Below are 20621 nucleotides of genomic sequence, written 5' to 3' on the forward strand. Positions count from 1 at the left end.
CTTTTTCAGTTTTTTATTTAGTGATTTTAACTGATTTACCCAGGCCTTTATATTTCAGAATCTTCTTGTAGGCCTTTAATTTGCTGCCAGGCACTCTTATTCTTGCATTTTTATGAATATTTCTGAATGCCTTTGCCTTCACTGCTTTTAATTTCTTGCTCTTGATTCTTATGTTCTTTAACTTCTTGCAGTTTTCGAAGGCTTTTTTCTCTATCTTTGTGACGCCAGCGCCTATATATACGCTTGTAAGGCTTGTGCACCCACGGAACGCGCTGCCTCCAATGCTTGTAACATTATCTTTGATTGTCACCTTTTTCAGCTTTTTGGCGCCGTTAAAAGCATTGCCCGGTATGGTTACGACTTTGTAATAGTAGCCCTTGCTCTTGACAGTAAGCGGTATCGTAAGGCTGCCGCGTATGCTTTTGTTTTTGTTTACTTTCTGTACAGCGACGGTTCCGGCTGTCTTTTTCGTTGTCCCCCTGGCTGCCGTCTTGACTTTATACCACAGCTTGCCTGATTTGAAAGTATCTCCCGCCTTTGGCGCTGCAATCAATGTCATGTACCTGGCCTCTGCGTCCTTCAAAATATTCAGCTGCGCTGCTGTAATCAGTTTCTTTTGTTCTGCACTCAAAGCATCGTATGCCCTTCGTGCGGCATCTATCTTTGGCTTGGAGGACGTGCTGACATTTCCAATGCCGTTGATCAGCCTGATCACAGCGTCAACCGCCGCTCTGTCTGCTCCCTGTCCGGCCTCCAGCCTCTTGTACGCAGCCTCGGCATCCGTCAATATCTGCAGCTGCTCTCTTGAAATCAGAGTCCGCTGCAATGCCGTCAGGGAATCGTACGCCTTTCTTGCGGCCTCTATCTTTCTCTTGCTTTCCGCTGTAAAGGTTACGGTTCCGATCTCCCGGATCAGCTTAAGCGCCTCCTCGCCTTTCGCCCTGTCGGCTGCTGAGAGTTTTACGGTGACTATACAGGATGCTGTCTTTTCTCCGTCAATGGTTGTCGCAGTAATTGTAGCCACACCCGGCGTTACTGCGGTTACCTGTCCATCTTTCACCGTTGCCACATTTGGATTGGACGTTGACCATGTCACATCTTTGACCGCCGCATTCTCCGGCAGGACCGTTTCTTTTAGTGTCCCTGTTTTTCCTGTCTCCAATATAAGAGTATCCGTATTCACACTGACACTTTCCACATGCTGAAGAGGGGCTCCGTTTACTGCCAGCGGGTATGAGGCCTCCAGTTTCTCATCAGAGGCGGCATTTTCCCATGTCTTGCCGTTTATCGTGACTCTGGCTCTGATTGTGGTAACCCCGTTTCGCAGTGCCCTTACGTCTCCTGTCTGCGCATTTACGTGTGCTATTCGGCTGTTGTCACTGGTGAACTCCACATTGCACTCAACACCGTAGTCTTTTAGCTGATTTAGCATCTCCTGTATTGTTATGGGTTCATGGGGAGTACCGGTTACCTCATTGATCTGAGGTTTCAGCTGTCTTTCATCGTTTTGGAAGAGCGTCTCATCGCTCAAGGCAACGGCCAGATTCGACTTGACATATGCACCTGGTTCAGCCCAGATCTTTGAGCCGGAAAGCGTTGCTGTCTTGAGCCACGGTTTGAAACCGTCCTCAGGGCTGCCGTCAGGATTTGACGTTCCTTTAACGGCAAGCGTCTTCTTCTCAGCAATGTCGCTGTCATCGCTGGATGAAGCCACTTGAATCTCATAGTTGCCGGAATAAACAACGCGTCTGCCTGCTTCCAGAGGTCTGCCGAACTCATTCTCAAATCCCTCCGTCCCTGCGCCGTCAGGCGTGGTGATGAAGAAGAATTCATTTACATCCAGTTCCACTGAAAGACCTGTTTTCTTCTCATTTGGTTCAAGCTCTACGTGCTTGAATCCCTTGAGCTGCTTCACAGGAAAACTATAGTCGCGGTCACCGGAGGATGTGTACGCCTTGGGCGAAGACACATACACCTGAACAGTCTGCGCGCCGGGCACAGATCCCTTGTTTTCAACATCGAACGTCACGGTTACTTTGTCCTTGACACCAGCGGCCGTTTTGTCAATCTGAACATTGGAGATTTCGAAATCAGTGTAGGACAGGCCGAATCCAAAGGGCCACTGTACATCACCTGTGAAATACTGGTAGGTGCGTCCATAATTGGTAAATCCATCGCCGTCCTTTACCGGCCGGATGGAGTAATCGAGTATATTGGGCATCTGGCTTTCATTCGCATACCAGGTGAACGGTAAACGCGCGCTGGGATTATAGTCTCCGAAAATAACCCGTGGAAGCGCCCAGCCCTGATACTGGCCGTTGTAGCTTGTAAAAATAAAGCCGTCTGTTTCATCGATGAACTCATCTACCGCATGGAAACCAACCGACTGCATCACCACAACGCTCCTCTTGGCAGTTTTACAAACCTCGCGCGCCATTATGTCCTGCAGAAGCGGGAGCTTGAGATTCGCCCGGTCCTTTTCCTCAGCGCACAGCTTGTATCCACTCGGAAGGCCGGCTGCCTGCTGTCCGCTTCCCACAAATACTATGGTAAGATCAGCCTCCGTTGCTGCTGCCAGCGCATCATTATAATCCGCCGCCATGTTTGTTTCATCGTAAACAGGGTCAGGGTTGCTGTCGCTGGATACCACCATGCATATTGTCGGAGTGGTTCCCAGTTCTTCTATGATCCCGGCGAGTTTGGCGCCGTCAACATCCGCACTGTAGATTCGATAGTCCTGCCAGTCTGACGTGCAGTTGGTTTTGACGGTTGCCAGCACGGGACCTTTATTGTCTCTGGCACGGAAGTGGATATAAACATCGTTATGCGAAGTGCTTGGTGCGGCAGAACTTACCGTAATCCTTGTAAGGTTGGCTATGTCCAGACCAGTGGCATATGTGGCATAGGAATTATCCGTAATATACCCTAAGTTGCTTCCTTCTCTCTGCATACCAACGACTGTGTTGGCATTGGCCGCTTCCTGTGAGACACTGGTTTTATCTGCATATTCAAATGTAAATTGATTTATGTTTCTCAGATAACCCTCCGCGCCGCCTCCGGCAGTTGATGAGTTTCCGTTGAAATGCTTAAACTGCAGATTCCTGCCCGGATTTTCGCTATTGTAAGTGTCAATATACTCCCTCATACCGTCTTTTATTGTAACGATGTTCTCCGGAGACCCGCTGTAATCACCCAATTCAAAATAGTTGGCAAAGTCACCCACCATTACAATGGTGCCTCCATCCGGCACGCTGTCCAGATCCACCGGCAATATCTTTTTGTCCATAGATTGCGGCGTGGCTGGAACTTCATTTTTCAAAAGCGTCAGGGATTCAAGGGAGGATTGTTTTGAAAGCTCCAGATGCGGCTCTGCTTCCAGCACGTCAGGAATTGTTCTGTACTTATTCTCCTCCGGAGGATCAAACTCACCTGTCCTCATACGCTCTGTGAAAGCACGCAAAAGCGCCCGGTCCATATCATCCTCGGTCATATACCCCGAGTCAATGGCAGCCAATGTGTTGCTGTTATATACATTACTGAAAGAACAGTTCATGTCCGTTCCCGCTCTTATGGAACGGGCGGCAGACATCTGTGCCGGCGATTCCTTTGTGTACTGCCAAAGACCGTTTGCACCGTTGACAATGTCCTGAACCGCGCCGCAATCAGAAACCACATGACCGTTAAAGCCCCATGTTTTGCGCAGAAGGTCGTCCACAAGATACGTATTGGCAGGCGCAGGTACGCGGTTGACTTTATTGTAAGCCGTCATAGTTCCTTCTACATCCGTATTCTCCGCAACCTGCTGAAAAACGTTCAGGTAATATTCCCGGAGCACCCTGTCGTCAATATCCGTCTCACCGCCGTGGCGGTTTCCCTCGCTGTTGTTGGCAGCAAAATGCTTCATCGTGGCTGCTGTTTTGAGGTATTTCGGATCATAGTACGGGTCTAGCTCTGCAGTCCTTTCATCACCCTGCATACCGCTGACAAACATGGTTGCCGTCACGCCGGCCAGATAGGGGTCCTCACCCATACTCTCCTCGTTTCTGCCCCAGCGCGGATCGCGGTGCAGGTTGATCGTGGGAGACCAATAGGTCAATGAGTTGCCGGGACTGGCGTTATGTCCTGCATTGCTGTGATAGCGTCCTTCGTTGGAGATAGCAATACCTATTTTAAGCATGAGGTCTGGATTCCACATGGAAGCCATATTCAGCGGGGAAGGAAAAGATGTGGCTTTTCCTTCACGGCCTATGCCATGAAGCGCCTCTTTCCACCATCTGTTCGCCTGAATGCCAAGCGTGGGTACAGCCCCCCTCGGCTGTCCCCAGAAAGCTAATAGCTGATCCTGTTTTTCCGCCGGGGTCATACGTGAGACGAGATCGGCCGCCCGTTCCTCGAAGGTCAGCGAGGTATCTCCAAATGCTCCGTTTCCGTAGTATTCAAGAATCTCATCGCGGGAAGTTCCCGCAGCGGGCCGTGATAACGGCTCGGTAGCCCGCAGTTGACCAGCCTCAACCCTGTCGTAGGGCAAAGCGAGGCGTGGTAGAAATGACATTGCAATGCAAAGGCATAGCAGTAAGCTGACGAGCTTTTTTCCTTTCATTTTAAGTTTCACATTCATCGTCCTCTCCTTTCGCATATCAGGTTATTTTACGAGCTTCACTGTCTTTTTCTGTCCCTTATTCCTCAGGACTTTCTGATATTTTTTATAGCATTTTTTCGGCACCCGGATACGCGCTTTGGCATGGATACCCTTAAAAGCGTTCTTTCCCGCTTTCTTAAGCGCCGTGCTCTTGATCTGAATCGTCTTTAACTTAGAGGCTTTCGCGAATGCATTTTTCCCAATCGTCTTTACATTCTTTCCAATCACAGCCCGAACGGCGTTCTTGCAGCCCTTAAATGCGGAAGCGCCGACTGCGGTTACCCGAAACTTCCTGCCGCCGATGGTGACAGTGTCGCTTACTTTGATGCGCTTAAGCTTCTTGCTGACTGTGCCCTTCAGTTCAACTGTTCCCTTACCGGTCAGATCTGCATTCGTGATTTTATACGTGTAGCTTCCGGCTTTGCATACCTGTCCCTTTTTCAGTGTAATCGCAAAGGTTTTGGTAAGCGATCCCCTATAGTCAAGCTTTCCTGTAATCGTAACAGCAGCCGTTCCGATTTTGACATTATCCTTATAAGCGACTGTATAATCTCTGTCCTTTGCCAGCACCTTTCCGTCCAGGGTAACCGTAAAGGCGGGCGTCAGAGGTTTTCCGGTATAATTCTGCGCTGTAATCTCACTGACGGCTGCTTTGGAGAGATCCTTAAATTTCGGCGTTTCCGCCATTATGTCAGAATATTCTTTTTCTGCTTTGACCAGCAGCGGATAATATGCCGCAATCAGCTTTCTTCTGTCTGCACTCAGGGAATCATAGGCTCTTCTGGCTGCCTCAATGGCGGTTCTGCTGCCCGCTGTGACCGGCTCTTTCACTGCACAGATCTTCTGAAGCGCCTCATAAGCCGCCTCATAATCCTCCAGCCTCTTTAGTGAACCGCCGGCAGCAAAGAACTCCTTCTGCACCAAAGTCAGCTCGCTGTAGGCACGGCGTGCCTGCGCGATCGCTTCCGCGCTGTCCGGCGTTAAGGTCTGGATTGCATCCAGCTTTTCCGCCGCCCTCATGGCCGCCTCCTGATCATCACGGGGCTGCTGCGGGCCATAGTCCCCCAGCAGGAAGTAGTCGAAATCCACATAGCCTCCCGTTTCCTGCGTGGCAAAATTAAAAATGCCGAAACGGTAACCAACGAAATGCTGCGGATATCCGAAATCCACCTTTCTGGACATATTGGTATTCACCCAGCTTTCCCCGTCCAGGCTGTAGGAAAAGTAAGCTCTTTCATTGCCATAAACCTTATAGTCATTGTAAAGCTTCACGTAAACCCGGGTGACATCCTCCGGAACCGGAGCAATCACGGTCTCTGCCCATTCATCATTATTGTCAAAGGCTCCTGGATTCTCATCATTGACTTTTGTTCTGTAAATGACAGACTTCTGTCCATCTTCCATTTTGACTCCGCAGTAAGCGTACAGGCGGTTAAAGGCTGCCAGTCCGGCCACATCCCCGTCCTTCATTTCACTGATATCCATGGCAATGCTTCCGGTACTTTCCGGGCCAAAGGTTCTGGTTGTCAGGACATTTCGTGCTCCGGTCACAACGCCGTTGGCTGCCAGGCTGCCATTGGTCAGCCGCAGATATCCCGGACGCTCTGTCAAAGACCAGTAACGATTGTCCGGATTATGGTTCCACTCAAAGCCAAGCTTTAAGTTCGAGCCGTTGTAGGTATATCTTCCGGGTTCCTTTCCAGCAGGGTCGTCATATTGATCCTGGCAGGTGTATGAGGGACGCGTCTCGCCATTGTTGAAATCATAGGAATTTACTATGCTCTTTTTCTCAAAGGTTCCCTCAACAGGAATCTTCATGATCCGCTTGATCTTTTTGCTGTCATTTTCCGTCACAACCGGCCATCCCTCTTCATCAAAAACACATTGCGTCAGCACAACGCCCCTGCCGGCTGCCCCGCGGCGGTGCATGAAAAATCCCATATAGCTGCCGTCCGGCATAGGGAGGATACCGCCCTGGGCTGCGCCTTCGCCGCGTCCCATGTCATCGTTGATAAGCAGTTTTCCTTCATAGCCTGCATCAATCGTCTGCGATTTAAAGACGTACTGTACCTTTGTCATTCCGCTCGGCCAGCCGCACATGAAAACATAGTACGTGTCATTTACCTTGTAGGCATGCGTTGCCTCCAGGAAGGTATTCGCACTACCGGCCACCTCTGTAGTCATAGCCGCCGTTATAATGGTTTTGGGGGATCCTTCCATCCCTGAAAAGTCCTGCTTAAGTTCTGCAACAAGAATAGATCCGCTGCCGTAAAACATATACGGCGTTCCATCGTCGTCAAAGAACAGGCTTGCATCGTGAAAAAAGGTATCGCATACGATTTGTTCCCAAACCCCGTTTTCGATATCATCCGTCTTATAGAAGTAGGTTTTGCCGGAGGTATTGGACGTATGTGAGACATAAAAATGCTCATCCCTGGGATTATACGTCAGGCTGGGCGCCCATGAGCCCGCACCGTAATCGTATTTGCCGTCCCGCATGGCCAGGTTGTCGTAATCATCCATTATGTTGTATACATAGTTGACCACTTCCCAGTTAACCAGGTCATAGGATTTCATCACCGGTATTCCGGGTGAAAAATGCATCGAGGTGGAAAGCATATAGAATGCGCCCTCATGACAGATAATACGGGGGTCCGGCGTGTCCGAATCCATCATCGCGTCATTGTCAAAGGTTCCGTCCCCATTGTCGCTGGAGGTTCCATAGTATTTCTCTTCTCCCGTATCCGCATGACTCTCAAGCGGCTCTGCACCGGCTCCCAGCACACAGACTGCCGCTATAGCAGACAGCAGGAATCGTTTCCATGTTTTTTTTACCATAATCTCCCTTCCTTTTCTGTCAAGCCTGAATCTATTGATCTTACTGGCTTTGACGCATCTTATTTATCGTTACTATTCACAGCCCTGCAAAAAACGCAGTTCTGTGAACAGCAACACGCGGAACAGTGGCTGTGAATAGTAACTATTTATCAGTTATCACTCACGCTGAACTCAGCGCCGTCCATAACCTCAAATACAAAACCGCTCCCCGCCGCCAACACTTTATCCTTGCTGACCGCAATGCAGTGCAAGTCTCCATCGGCTGCTTCCGTTATTGTGTCGCATGACGGACAGTCCGTAAGAGTTAAAATCCTGCCCTTGTCACACGCGGCCAGCAGCATATCGTCAAAAAAGCTTAATGCGTTGATTGTCAGTGGGTAATAATCTTCAGGCGGACGTCCGTTGATCTCCTTAGAGCCCTGTACTGACCAAACCTCCCCCCCATTCGATGACAACATAACCGCCGGTGCTTCGGGATTGTCGGCCTGACTTCCGATTATGGTAAAGGTTTCCAGATAATTTTCCATGTTATGAAAGATTTGCTGCGGCGCATAGCCATCATAGACTTTGTTGTAGTTCTCATGATCCCAATTTTCTCCGTCTTTCGTCTTATAAATATCGGTGTCTTCACTTATTGCCATTAAATACGTACTGTCGGCTTTGATGGCAATGAGCGGTTTTTCGGACAGCTGTATACTGGTTTTCCAGGATTCCCCGTCATCCGACATGAGAATTTCTCCACTGTAAGTGCAGGCATAATAGCTTCCTTTGAACTGAGCCAGACCCATGATATGCTCCCTGCCTGTACCGGACGCAGCCTGAAACTCACCGCCGTTGCGGCAAAAGACTACGGTGCCCTCCGCCCCACAAACCAACGTAAGTTCTCCATCGATGAGCACATCGGTCAAATCATTGCCGTCCACTGACAGCGGTATATTCTCCTGCGATCCATCCTCAAAGATCCTGTCCAGGCGGCCGCCCGTCCCACAAGCGAGAAACGCATCGCCTTTAGCAGATGTACCCTCAAATTCGGCATCATAATACCCGGGAGTCATTTTCTGCGTCTGTGCCGCAGCTCTGTCGCCGCATCCGGCTAAAAGCGGGGTGATAACGAATGCACCGATGAACACTCCCAAACATGCCTTAAAGAAACCTGCTGTCCTAAACATTTTTTGTACCTCCTTATTTTTTATCTGGCAGTTGCATGCAAAAATCCATCTAAAAACACCTTATTTCACTCCTTTTTCATTACACCTCCTTCCCGATATTCTGTGGGCGTAACTCCCGTCCATTTTTTAAATATCCTGCTGAAGTAATTGGGGTCACTGTAACCCACATCACAGCAGATTTCTTTGATGCTCTTCCCGCTTTCGTTCAACACCGTCTTTGCATATTCGATCCGAAGGCTGGTGACATAATCGATATAATTAACCCCTTCAATCTCCTTAAACAGCTTGCTCAGATAATAAGGACTGATATCGATCTCTCTTGCCAGATGTTCCAGAGACAGATCTCCGGTAAAATGGGCGCGGATATATTCCTTGGCTGTTTCCACCACATTTCCTGTTTTCTCCCGGTGCTTCATGGCAATATGCACCGCCGCCTCCTCCATCTTCCGGACAAACCAGCGGCCCAACGCTTTATAGGACTGCAGAGAAAGCAGGGTGTCCAAATAACCCCGGCGGTCGTCCAGCCGGTAAACCATACCCCCCTGCATATAGGCCAGATGTTCTGCCCAGAGAATAAATTCGATGACTTTTAACCGTACTGTATTATTTAATTGGGGACTGCAGCTCTCCAGCCACCTGATAAATGCTTCGCTAAAATGCTTTACCCTTTTCACATCCCCCTTTTCTACGGCGTCAAAAATCTGCTTTTCTACCTCAACAGGATACGTTTCCTCATACACACAGCTAACCGGCATATCCTTGGCATGGGTCACCTTCCACACTCCCTGGTGCGCCACTTCACTGGCCTCCCGGTAGGACTCCGCCATCTCGCTCCAGGGACGGACCAGGCCAATCCCCGCCTTGAATTTCAACCCAATCTGCTGCTCCAGCTTACGCAGCAGCGTGCGCATCTTTTCAATCTTCAAAACCCGCTCGTCGTAAGACTCTTCCGCACTCTTGCAGGGGATAATGGCAATCACCTTATTGGCCATAACCTCGCCCACCACTGCTGCCAGCATCTCTTTTATGGTTTCCCGGAAGATCAGATAATTTTTCTGCAGTTTGATTCCTGCACCCACTTTATTGCTCAGATTTCCTTTTTGCAGTTCGTCTCCGCATTCTATGACCACAACACAGCCATATTCCTCATGAATATCCAGCAATTCCCTATAGCTGATCCCCTCCGGCACCGAATAATCAGCATCCTGGTATCTTCCATAGTCTACAGAATTCGAGACATTATTATTTTCCAATATTACACTGTATATAAATCCACTCTCGATAATCGGAATAACCGCTTCCAATTTCTCCTTTACCAAAAGGTCGGAGCTGGCCTTTGCCTTGCGCTCCCGAATCTGCTTCATGGCTTTACGCAGGATATCACATAATTCATCCCGATTGATCGGTTTGGTCAGATACGAAAATACCCCCAGATTAATAGCTGCCTGGCTGTATTCAAATTTGTCGTATGCTGTTAAAACAATGAATACTACATTTTTGTTTTCCCGGCGTATATCCTCCATTGCGTTGATTCCATTGATCCCCGGCATCTGTATGTCCATCAGGATAATATCCGGCCGGAAACTCTCTGCCTGCTCAATGGCGATTCTGCCATTCTTTGCCGTTTCTACTTGGCATTCATTACCAAAGTTTTTATGAATAATAAATGTCAGCGATTCCCGCACAATCCCTTCGTCATCACAAACCAATATCTTTGTCATAGTTTCGTGTCCTCCTGTCTTCGCTCGATATTGGATTACTTCAGCCCTCCGTTAAAGCGGCCTGACCGTAAATATATCCACCTTTATGTCTTTTGTACCAATAAATATTTCCTATTAAAACTATTATAATCGGCTTTGGAGCAGACTTTTTTGCAAATACCAGCACAAATTTATGTCCAGATAAGAATTCCTGGCATTTTGGGACTTGACTACCTTAAATTTGTGCTATATATAAACTATTTTTAGCTTGTTTTTTGCTAAATTTTCGTGAACCTTTTGAGCTGTTAAAAATTGCAGATGCTCCGGAAGCCTATGTACGGGCTCAGATTAGAAAATGGTTGAAGACATACAACATTTTTAGAAAAAGCCGATAACCCTAGTGTTTATGTGGGCTATCGGCTTTTTAGACTTTTTCAACAAAAAAACAGCTTCCACTGTTCTGATCTTCTGACTTTGTATACAATATTTTTTGTTTTTTTACACCTCTTGCATTCTGTTCTTTTCTCCATTATCAAAAGTGCAGATATTTTTACAGAACCATTATAATCCGCTTTGGAGCAGACTTTTTTTGCGAATGTCAGCACAAATTTAAAATAAAAAACAAATTTGGCATTTGGGGACTTGTCCGTCTTAAATTTTTGTTATTTGCCTTTGCAGACAGGTTTCAACCGGACATAAGACACAAAAAAATATCTCCTGAGCTGTCAGCCGCCTTGATAAGGCAGCCAACAGAAACAGAAGATATTTCATTGTCATTTCCCGCAGATCCACTCCTTCACCCACACCAGCATCTCCCCCATCCCCCTGTTCCCCCAGTAGGGATAGGGCACAAAGGTAAGCTCTGTACTCTCAAAATTCATAGTTCTTTCCCGGTACAATTCCCCCTCTTTCCAGTCCTTTTCTGAAATCCGCATCCCCTGTGCCGTCAGCACTGTGGTTCCCCCGAAAAGACCGGGTTCAAACCGCTCCCTGATCTCTTCACCGGATTTTAGAAACAGTGCCGGAAGATTCGGTCCGTTGTCAATCTCCTCCAGGCAGTAGACAAGGGGCCCTCTCTGAAGCGCAGCCTTCCCGCTGTCCGCCCGGACCTGGGGGTTGGCGCGGAGTACTCGGACGAGCATCTCAAAGCGCATGTCCAGGTTCCACTCCCCCTCTGATACTGTAAAATAAGCATATCCCTTTTCTATACGCTCCGGCGCACGGTCGAGTCTGCAGTCTTTCGCATATTCCGGTATCCTCACCGCCAGCTTCATCCCCGGCTTCTCGCAGGAAACCGCAAACCGGATATGGCCGTCTCTTGGAAACTCTGTCTTTTGTACCAGGCGGACCTTCTGAGCGCCCACCCGTGTCTCTGCCTCACTGGATGCAAAGAGATTCACCCAAAGAGCATCTTCGGATACGCTGTAAAGATACTGTCCCAGGGAGGCCAATGTTCTCGCTATATTTGGAGGGCAGCAAGCCACACCAAACCATTTTTGGCGCACCGGCTTTACATGCTCTTTGGATGTCCTGTCCATGCAGGCGGGCGGCCATACCTCCAGGGGATTCACATAGAAGAAGCTCTTTCCGTCCAGGGCAATACCCGCAAGAACGGTATTGTAAAGCGCCCGTTCCACAATGTCCATATAGCCCGCATCTCTGGTGATTTGACTCATTCGCAGCCCGAACAGTGCAAGTCCTATGGAGGCGCAGGACTCAGAGTAATTGTAATCATTTGGCAGATCATAATCTGTGGTAAACCGCTCCAGGATGCCGGAGGAACCGATGCCCCCTGTCACATACATGCGCTTTTCCACCATGTTTTTCCACAGTCTCTCACAGGCTCTCATCAGGGATGTGTCCCCGTAAGCCTCCGCCAGGTCCGCCATGGCGCAGTACATATAAACTGCACGCACCGCATGGCCCTCTGCTGCGGTCTGCTCCCGCACCGGCAGGTGGGACTGAGAGTATCTGGGATCATAGTCTGCAAACTCCGGGAAGATCAGGTGATGGTCCGGCCTGCTCATTTCTTTTAGAAAATAGTTTTCCCCCACTCCCCTGGCATCGATGAAGTACTTTGCCTGGTCCAGATACCGCTGCTCTCCTGTCACCTGCCAGAGCTTTATGAGTCCGATCTCCACCTCCTGGTGGCCAGGATATCCGTAGATCTTCCCCTTCTCTGTCCCGAAGGTGTCACAGATCAGATCCGCAAACCGGCACATACAGTCCAGAAATTTCCTCTTTCCCGTTCCCTGGTAGTAAGCCACTGAGGCCTCCATCAGATGCCCGGCTGTGTACAGCTCATGGCCTGCGCCCAGATCCTTCCACCGCCTGTCCGGCTCCCTGATGGTAAAATAGGTGTTGATATATCCGTCACTGCATTGGGCCCCGGCGATCAGGTCAATGGCCTCATCCGCCGTTTGCTCCAGCTCTTTGTCCGGGTAGCAGGCCAGAGAAAAGCCCACTGCCTCCAGCCATTTTGCCACATCCGTGTCCTGAAAGACCGCTCCGTAAAATTCTCCCTGCGCCTCTTTCGCGGCAATTCGGAAATTTTCCAGGCAGTGGCTGGACTGGGCATCCGGGATACGGTCATTCATGGCCTCCCACTGGTATGGAATGATTGCCTTTCTCACCAAATCCACGTGTTTAGACCAAAACGCGTCCTCAATGTGTATATTTTTTAATTCAACAGATCTGAGTCTCATCTTGTCCCTCCTCTATGCCTTCACTGCGCCGTTTGTGAGACCGCTTACAATGTACTTTTGCATAAATATAAAGATCAGCACCACCGGCAGGATGGCAATGATGCCGAACGCCATGGTGGAATTCCAAAGTGTCTGGTACTGCTGCACATAATTGTAGATACTGGATGTGATGGGCCGCATATTGGGGTTTGTGATAAATGTGATTCCATAGATCAGATCCCCCCACGCGTACACAAAGGAGAAGACTGCCGCCACTACCACCCCCGGCTTTGCAATGGGGAGCATGATCTTCACAAAGGCGGTCAGATGCCCACACCCATCGATCTTGGCCGCCTCGTCCAGTTCCTTGGGGATGGAGAGGAAATACGTCCTCAGTATAATGACGGAAAAGGGTATCCCAAGCGTGGCATCCGCCAGAATGGGCGCCCAGTAGGTATTCAACAGCTTGGCCCCTGAAAACATGATGTACAGGGAGGTGAGCACCAGGGTGGAGGGCAGCATCTGCGTGATCAAAAACAGCAGGATAATCACCTTCTTACCCTTAAACTTAAATCTGGCCAGACCGTAGGATGCCGGGATGGCGAGGATGGTGGAGATCGCCATGGCTCCCAGGCCGATGATAAAGCTGTTGCGAAACCCCCTCAGGGTATCACTGGAAGCGGACAGCTGCTTCTGAAATGCCTCAAAGGTCAGATCCTTCGGCCACAGCGGCGTTGGGATCTGAAAGATTTCCACCTGGGTTTTCAGTGCTGTCACCAGCATCCAGTAAAGGGGGAAGATAAAAATCACAAATATGATCGCCCCCACAATTAAGAGTCCTATTTTTTTCTTTGTCTCCTTTTTCATGCTACATCACCTCATCATCATCTATGGTGCGGATATAGAAAAATCCCACAAACAGCAGAATCAAAAACAGAATGTTGGCCGCTGCCGCACCTTTGCTGAACTGGAACTCCTCAAAGGAAAGCCGGTACGCATAGGTGGAAACCAGCTCCGTGGCATTCACGGGTCCTCCCTTAGTCATTACCCAAACCAGGTCAAACACCTTAAAGGTATACACAAATCCAAGTGTCAGCACGGACATGATTGCGGGTTTAATCATGGGAATCGTGATCCTGAACAGAGTCTGAAATTTGTTGGCCCCGTCCAGACTGGCGCTCTCATAGATCTCCTCCGGAATGGTGGTCAGTCCGGTCAGTATCAGCATCATATTAAATGGTATGCCGATCCATATATTGGCAACCACAATTGCAGTCATGGCTGTATTCCCGTGGAGCAGCCACTCGATGGGCTGGTTCAGGATTCCTATGGAAGTGAGGAACTGGTTGATGATACCGCCGTTTAGCTGGAACATAAACTTAAACAGCAGACCGGCCACTGTCACCGGCAGAAGCCAGGAAATCATGGTCACGCCCCGGAAAAAGGAACATCCCGGAAATTTTTTGTTAAAGAGCAGCGCCAGACCGAATCCAATGATAAACTGGAAAAAGATAGAGGCCACAGTAAAGATAAGGGTGTTTCCTATGGACTTCAGCAGCACGGAGTTGGCGCTGCTGAAAAGCTCCGAATAATTTTTAAGTCCCACAAAGCTCTGGGCTGACTTGTCGGCAAATGTATACACATCCACGTTTTTCAGACTCAATATCAGGTTCTCTATCATCGGATATCCGATGAAAAACATCATATAGACCAGCGCCGGAAGGGCAAAGACCACGCCCAGCCATGCCGCTGACTTTCTTTTTTTAAGCTTCACATTGATCCCTCCTTGTAATGAAAACGGGACTGTTTAAAGGAACAGTCCCGAATCGTCATCTCTATTTTACCGCGTCCACTGCCGCCTGCGTATCTGTGGCAGCCTGATCCGGAGTCTTTGCGCCTGTCATGACTTTCTGGAACCCTGTCTGAATTGCTGTTGAATAGGATGGCCATGATGCGGATGGTCCTCTGGGGATGGATGTCTCAAGCTGCTGGATAAAAGCTGCCTGAATCGGGTCATCGGTCCAGTAGGAGTCCTGTGCTGCTTCCGTCTTGGGTGGAAAGGATCCATACATTTTCATTGCCTCCACCATGATCTCGTTCTGGTCATAGTATTTCATAAAGGCAACTGCCCCTGAGGTATCCTCTTTGTTCACCACGCCGATATTCTCACCGCCCAGAATGGAGGTTGCCTGGCCAGCATTCTCGTCCAGCTTGGGAAGTACAGTAACCCCGTAGTTCAGCTCCGGAGCGTTGGCCTCAATGCCGGGGATCTGCCAGGGACCGTTCTGCTGCATTGCGATGTTGCCTGCCATAAAGTTGTTATTAACGTCAGACTGGGTCCAGTTTACACACTCTTTTGTCCAGGAACCAGCGTCTATCATCTCCTTCATAAGCTCATAGGCTGCTTTTCCGTTCCCGATGTCTGTATAGGAACCGCCTGCTGTGTAGAGCCACTGGAGGCACTGGAAGGTTCCCTCATCCGTACCCACCGCCGCGTTTCCGAATCCTGTCACGCCGTCCTTGGTGAGGGCTGCCGCCATCTCTTTGAAGTCCGCCCAGGTAGTATTCTCATCCGGGTAAGCAAGATTTGCTGCGTCAAACAGGTCTTTGTTGTAAAACAGTGCCGTACAGTTGGTTGCAAAAGGAATGCCGTAATGCTTTCCATCCATCATAGTGGACTCCATGGGTCCCTTTAAGTACGCGTCCCAGTCAATGTCCGCGTCTGACACATCCGCCATAAGTCCCAGCTGGATAAAGGACGCCATTCCGCATCCGTCCATGATTACCAGATCCGGAAGCTCCCCGGATGCCAGACCCAGCGTGAGCTGTTTCTCATAATCAGCAAAGGGCACGTATGTATGGGATGCGGTAAATTCTTCCTGTGAAGAATTGAATCCGTCGATCAGTTTCTGCATCATTTCTTTCTGGGCATCTGTCTCAAAGTAGTCCCAGATCACCACTTCCTTCTTCTCTCCGGAAGCCTCCTCTTTGTCCGGCGCCGCTTCTTCTGTGTCCGCGGCTGACGGCTGCGCTTCTGTGTCAGCCGCTGCTGTTTGGCTCTTCTCTGTCCCTGGCGCTGATGCGCTGTCCGCCTGATTTCCGCCTGAGCCGCCGCATCCGGCCAGCAGGGTGCATGTCATGGCCGCTGCCAGCATCATGGCTGCGATCTTCTTAAACTTCATAGTATAAACCTCCCTTATTTTGTTCTCCAGTATCTTTCCTGGTATCTACATTATAAGAGAGGCTTGGTTTTTCTTTAATTCTAATATTTTAATATAGGTGGATATATTTAAATCATTTTATGCCTATGGCGTTCGCTGCCCGCCTGGGCGTGATTTCCCCTGATATCATGCTGTAAAAGTTGCTGGTCAGGGACTCCGAGATCGTGTTCCACTCCGGTATGGAGGTCCTGGGTATGGCGTACTCCATCTGGTCTGCAAACACCTGAAGCTTTGGCTGGCTCTGGGTCAGCTTCCTGGCGTTTTCCCTTCTGGCCGGAAGAGCCCCCGTATTTTTGCAGAAGTTCTCCATCACCTTGCCTCCCTGACAGTACTGCAGAAAGGCCAGGGCTCCATCCACATTCTTGCCCCTCACAATGCCGATATTTTCTCCTCCTGTGATCATGGCTTCTCTGGCCCCTTCCGGGAACTTGGCAATTCCGTAGGGCACACCCGCCTTGTCCAGCATGGACAGTATCCAGGGACCATTTTCCATCATAGCCGTCTCCCCTGCGATGAACTTGCGCGCCACATCCGTCTGGGACAGATTGATACAGTCAGCGGACATGCTGCCCTCCTCCACCAGGCTGTTCAGGAACGAGTATGTCTGTTCTGTCAGCCTGCCTCCTATTTCATCCGCCTCCTCCCCTGCGCCCAGTATCCAGGGAATGATCTGGAAAGCCCCCTGCTCGGAGGATATGGCGCACATCAAAAATCCGCTCCGCTCCTCTGTGGCCAGCGCCGCCGCCGCTTTGCGCAGCTCCTCCCAGTTCTCCGGGGGATCGATTGCGGCCTCCTCAAGCATCTCCGTGTTATAAATCAAACCCAGATTATTACAGATAAAGGGAATCCCGTAATAACGGCCGTCCAGCCGGACCGTCTCCAGAGCCGCAGGGTAGTACTCCTCCAACAGGTCCCAGTCCCCTATGCGGTCTGTGATATCCTCAAAAATCCCCATCCTCATAAAGGCAGGCATGTCCGGATTGTCGATGAGCACCATATCCGGCAGCTCCTGCTCGGTGTAGGATCTGGAAAGCTCTTTGTCAAAATCCGTCATGGGGACGTATTCCCATGTCATGTGATACTGGTTTTGGGACTGATTGAAGCCCCCGATCAGGGCGCTCAGTCCCGACCTCTGCGCATCTGTTTCATAGTAAGACCAGAGAATCAGCTCCTCCCTGGCCGCCTCTGTCTGTGCCTCATCTGCCGGCTGTCTGCTGCATCCCAGCAAAATCATGCCTGCCGCTGCCAGCAGAAACACCATCTTTTTCTTTTTCATTGTCTCCTCCTACGACTGCCTGTAGTCCCCCGGGGATACCCCCACCTCTTCCCGAAAGACCCGGTTGAAGTACTTGGAATCTCCGTATCCCACCGCATTTGCCACCTCGTAAATCTTCATATCACTGCCCTTTAGAAGCCGCTTTGCCTGACTTACCCGGAACTTCTTTAAAAAGGTGGAGAAATTGATTCCCATCTCCCTGTTAAACAGGGTGCTCAGATATTCCGGTGTAATGTCCAGCCTGCCCGCCATCTCCTCCAGGGAGATCACCTCCTGGTAGTGTTCGCGTATGTAGCTGATGGCCCTGTTGACAGTATAATTGCGGATATCTTCTTTTTTATTGACCGCGTTCTCCAGCACCTCCGTCACCCTAAAAAAACACTCCTGCATCTCAAACAGGGTCACTGCTCTTCCCAGTTCGTGGATAGGCCCCAGCTCCTGCATCAGCCGGTATCCCTCCTGTGCCACCTCACTGGACAGATTTAGAAGGAAGTTCACCATACGGATATAGCTCTCGCGTATGTGGAAAGGGCTGCATCTCTGCTGCCCCATCAGGGCCACAAATTCTTTGGCGCACTCACTGATTTTTTCCCGGTTTCCTTTGCACACCTCAGCCTTTAGCCTGTTCTCCAGTCCCACGGGATACTGAAATTCCTCTGCCTTAAAGCAGTCAATCTCCTCCTCCGTTATCAGATGGTCATAGCCCAGGACCATGGCCCAGGTGTACCAGGTGCGCATCTTGCTGACGCTCTCCCTGAGCTCTGCGGGGTGCTGTATACAGGTGGTTGTCCACAGAGGCATCCCTCTTTTGCTCTTTTCCATAAAAATCCGGTGTTCCATCATACTGCATATGCGCTCTTTAGGAAGGTCCGCCTGGATCAGACAGAGATACTCCTGGGTATTCTCAATAAAGGTGGAGTAGATCCTGTGCTGGGTATACTTCTTCTGAAGGACCTCAAAGTTCTGCCTGCACCCCTCCAGATAAGAGGCATCCGTCCCTCCCATATAGCCCAGAAACAGCCAGCTTTTGCGAACCCCGGACAGAGCGCCTGTCTCCAGCAGCAGCCGAAGGCTCCTGGCCTCCTCCTCCCCGCTGCCCAGAAGCATGGTGCGCAGATATCCCTGGGGCGTCCCTTCGATCCGCCCCTTCTCCTCCAGAATCTTTTCCTCAACCTCCACAATCAGTATCCTCATGCTCGTTCTCTCCTGTCTTTTCTTCTGTCGGTATTCTCAAGGTAACCACGGTTCCCAGTCCCAAGATGCTGCTGATGGTCCAGCTGGCCCGGTCTTCATAGTACATATGCATTCTTGCAAATGCATTGTGCAGGCCAATGCTGCGCCCGTCGTCCAGGATGGCGCGTTTGGGGTCATTGAACTCCTCCACCCGCTCCTGGGGCATCCCTGCCCCGTTGTCTTCTATTATAAAAATGAGGAACTTCTCTTCCTCAGAAAAACGGCACTCCACATGGAGATATCCCCCGCTCTCCATCTCATCAAACCCATGGATAATGGCGTTTTCCACAAAGGGCTGGAGAAGCAGCTTGTGGATCTTTGCCTGAAGGGTGCTCTCATCGAAATGGATGTCATAGGTAAATGCATGGTTGAACCGCATCTGCTGCAGGCTGATGTACTTGTGCAGCCAGTCCTGCATCTCCCACAGCGCCACCAGCTGATTGCTCTTATTGACACTGTAGCGCAGTATGACTCCCAGGTTTCTCAGCATGGTGCTGATCTCATACTCCCCCCGCTCAATGGCCATCCAGTTGATGGAGTCCAGGGTATTGTACAGGAAGTGGGGGTTGATCTGCGCCTCCAGAGCCCGGATCTCCGCATCCTTCTGCCGGTTCCTGGCCTCCTGCTCCTTCTGGATGGATTCCCTGATTCTGGCTGTCATGATATTGAAATTCCTGGCAATGACCCCGAACTCATCCTCTGATTCCTGGGGCACTATAGTGTCCAGATTCCCTTCCTGCACCTGAAAGATCCCCTGCAGCAAGGACTGTACGGACCGGTTTACCATGTATATGGTGTAGATCATGATCAGAATCACAATCAGGACAGCCGCAGAGCCTGCCAGCAGCAGGATCATCTGGGCTCTCAGCAGATCCTTCAGCATATAGTCCTGGTCGTACACATTGTAAAAGATCCACCCGGTCTCCGGGTCTTTGTATTGATTCACTGCCGTATTCTGCTTCTGCAGAAACCCGCTGACTCGCACAAAGTCCGCGATATCCAGCTTCGGATTGATCCCCAGGCCCGCAAAGGAGGCGTCCGGATAGGTGACCACCCTCCGCTCCTCGGTGACAATAAAGTTCAGGCTGTGCTCATCCAGCTCCTGGTTGCTCTCCTCACCCGAATTGCAGATCTTTTCCAGCATTCTCTCATCAATGGACATGATTACTGTCCCAATGCTTTCCATATCCAGATGCGCAAAATCAAATAGGCGCTTTGACATATGGAAGTAGTACTTTTCCCTGCCCTTGTCCACGAACCGCATGGTGGGGGTCAAAACCATATTGGGCTGCCCTATGCAGTTTACGTACGGCTCTGTCTGCCGCAGATCGGGATAAGCAGTCCAGATATTGTCCAGCACAGAGTCCGTCTGAAAATCCGCTGTGATAGATGAGCCGTCCACACACACGATACAGATGCTTCGTATGCCCAGGCTGCTGTTGTTGTACTGCTTTAGTTTATTGTAGATTCTGTTGTAGGCAAACGCGTACTCCTGCCTGGTGTTGTCCGTCATGATACTGATATTTTCAATAATCTCGTCATCCGTATAGATCTGGTATAAAAGGCTGGAGTATGTCTCAATATTCAGATGTACCCTCTCCGCAATCTGAGTCAGGTTGTTTACCATAAGCTGGTCGATTTTCTTGCTGAGGACCTCCCTGTTTACACTGTATCCAATAGTCAGGATTACGAGAAGAGGGATGATGGAACCCATGACAAACCCAAACAGCAGTTTGGTTCCCAGCTTCCAGTTGTTATATTTTCGTACAATTTTTTTCCACATAGTTTCTGTTCCCCTGGCTCCACTTCCACATTCTACCTTGAAATACACCGCTCCGTCAATTTTACCACTCTCTGGCGT

General features: G+C 49.9%; 11 protein-coding genes. All 11 read right to left on the minus strand.

Annotated features, from left to right (window positions below; all coding sequences use genetic code 11):
• Positions 1-13: 13 nt before the first annotated feature.
• Entirely contained in the window at positions 14-4618 is a 4605-nt protein-coding gene (locus AC0THY_RS02550; RefSeq protein ID WP_489992903.1) for a glycoside hydrolase family 3 N-terminal domain-containing protein, read from the minus strand.
• Positions 4619-4642: 24 nt separating this feature from the next.
• Entirely contained in the window at positions 4643-7477 is a 2835-nt protein-coding gene (locus AC0THY_RS02555; RefSeq protein WP_489992904.1) for a beta-xylosidase family glycoside hydrolase, read from the minus strand.
• A 149-nt stretch (positions 7478-7626) separates the two neighbouring features.
• Positions 7627-8646, minus strand: a complete 1020-nt coding sequence (locus tag AC0THY_RS02560; RefSeq protein WP_489992905.1) for a beta propeller repeat protein — start codon at positions 8644-8646, stop codon at positions 7627-7629.
• A 65-nt stretch (positions 8647-8711) separates the two neighbouring features.
• Entirely contained in the window at positions 8712-10367 is a 1656-nt protein-coding gene (locus AC0THY_RS02565; protein WP_489992906.1) for a response regulator, read from the minus strand.
• Between the two features lie 752 nt (positions 10368-11119).
• Complete coding sequence (locus AC0THY_RS02570; RefSeq protein WP_489992907.1) at positions 11120-13051, minus strand: glycoside hydrolase family 127 protein; 1932 nt, start codon at positions 13049-13051, stop codon at positions 11120-11122.
• A gap of 12 nt (positions 13052-13063) precedes the next feature.
• Positions 13064-13897, minus strand: a complete 834-nt coding sequence (locus tag AC0THY_RS02575; RefSeq protein WP_489992908.1) for a carbohydrate ABC transporter permease — start codon at positions 13895-13897, stop codon at positions 13064-13066.
• A 1-nt stretch (position 13898) separates the two neighbouring features.
• Complete coding sequence (locus AC0THY_RS02580) at positions 13899-14810, minus strand: carbohydrate ABC transporter permease (protein ID WP_489994137.1); 912 nt, start codon at positions 14808-14810, stop codon at positions 13899-13901.
• A gap of 55 nt (positions 14811-14865) precedes the next feature.
• Positions 14866-16212 (minus strand): extracellular solute-binding protein, encoded by a 1347-nt coding sequence (locus AC0THY_RS02585; RefSeq protein ID WP_489992909.1) that lies wholly within the window; start codon positions 16210-16212, stop codon positions 14866-14868.
• Positions 16213-16324: 112 nt separating this feature from the next.
• Positions 16325-17527 (minus strand): sugar ABC transporter substrate-binding protein, encoded by a 1203-nt coding sequence (locus AC0THY_RS02590; protein WP_489992910.1) that lies wholly within the window; start codon positions 17525-17527, stop codon positions 16325-16327.
• A 9-nt stretch (positions 17528-17536) separates the two neighbouring features.
• Entirely contained in the window at positions 17537-18721 is a 1185-nt protein-coding gene (locus AC0THY_RS02595) for a helix-turn-helix transcriptional regulator (protein WP_489992911.1), read from the minus strand.
• Complete coding sequence (locus AC0THY_RS02600; RefSeq protein WP_489992912.1) at positions 18696-20543, minus strand: sensor histidine kinase; 1848 nt, start codon at positions 20541-20543, stop codon at positions 18696-18698. Before AC0THY_RS02600 ends, AC0THY_RS02595 begins: the two co-directional genes overlap by 26 nt.
• Positions 20544-20621: the final 78 nt, after the last annotated feature.

It is taken from the genome of Ruminococcus sp. 8Y-12, from assembly GCF_058119865.1.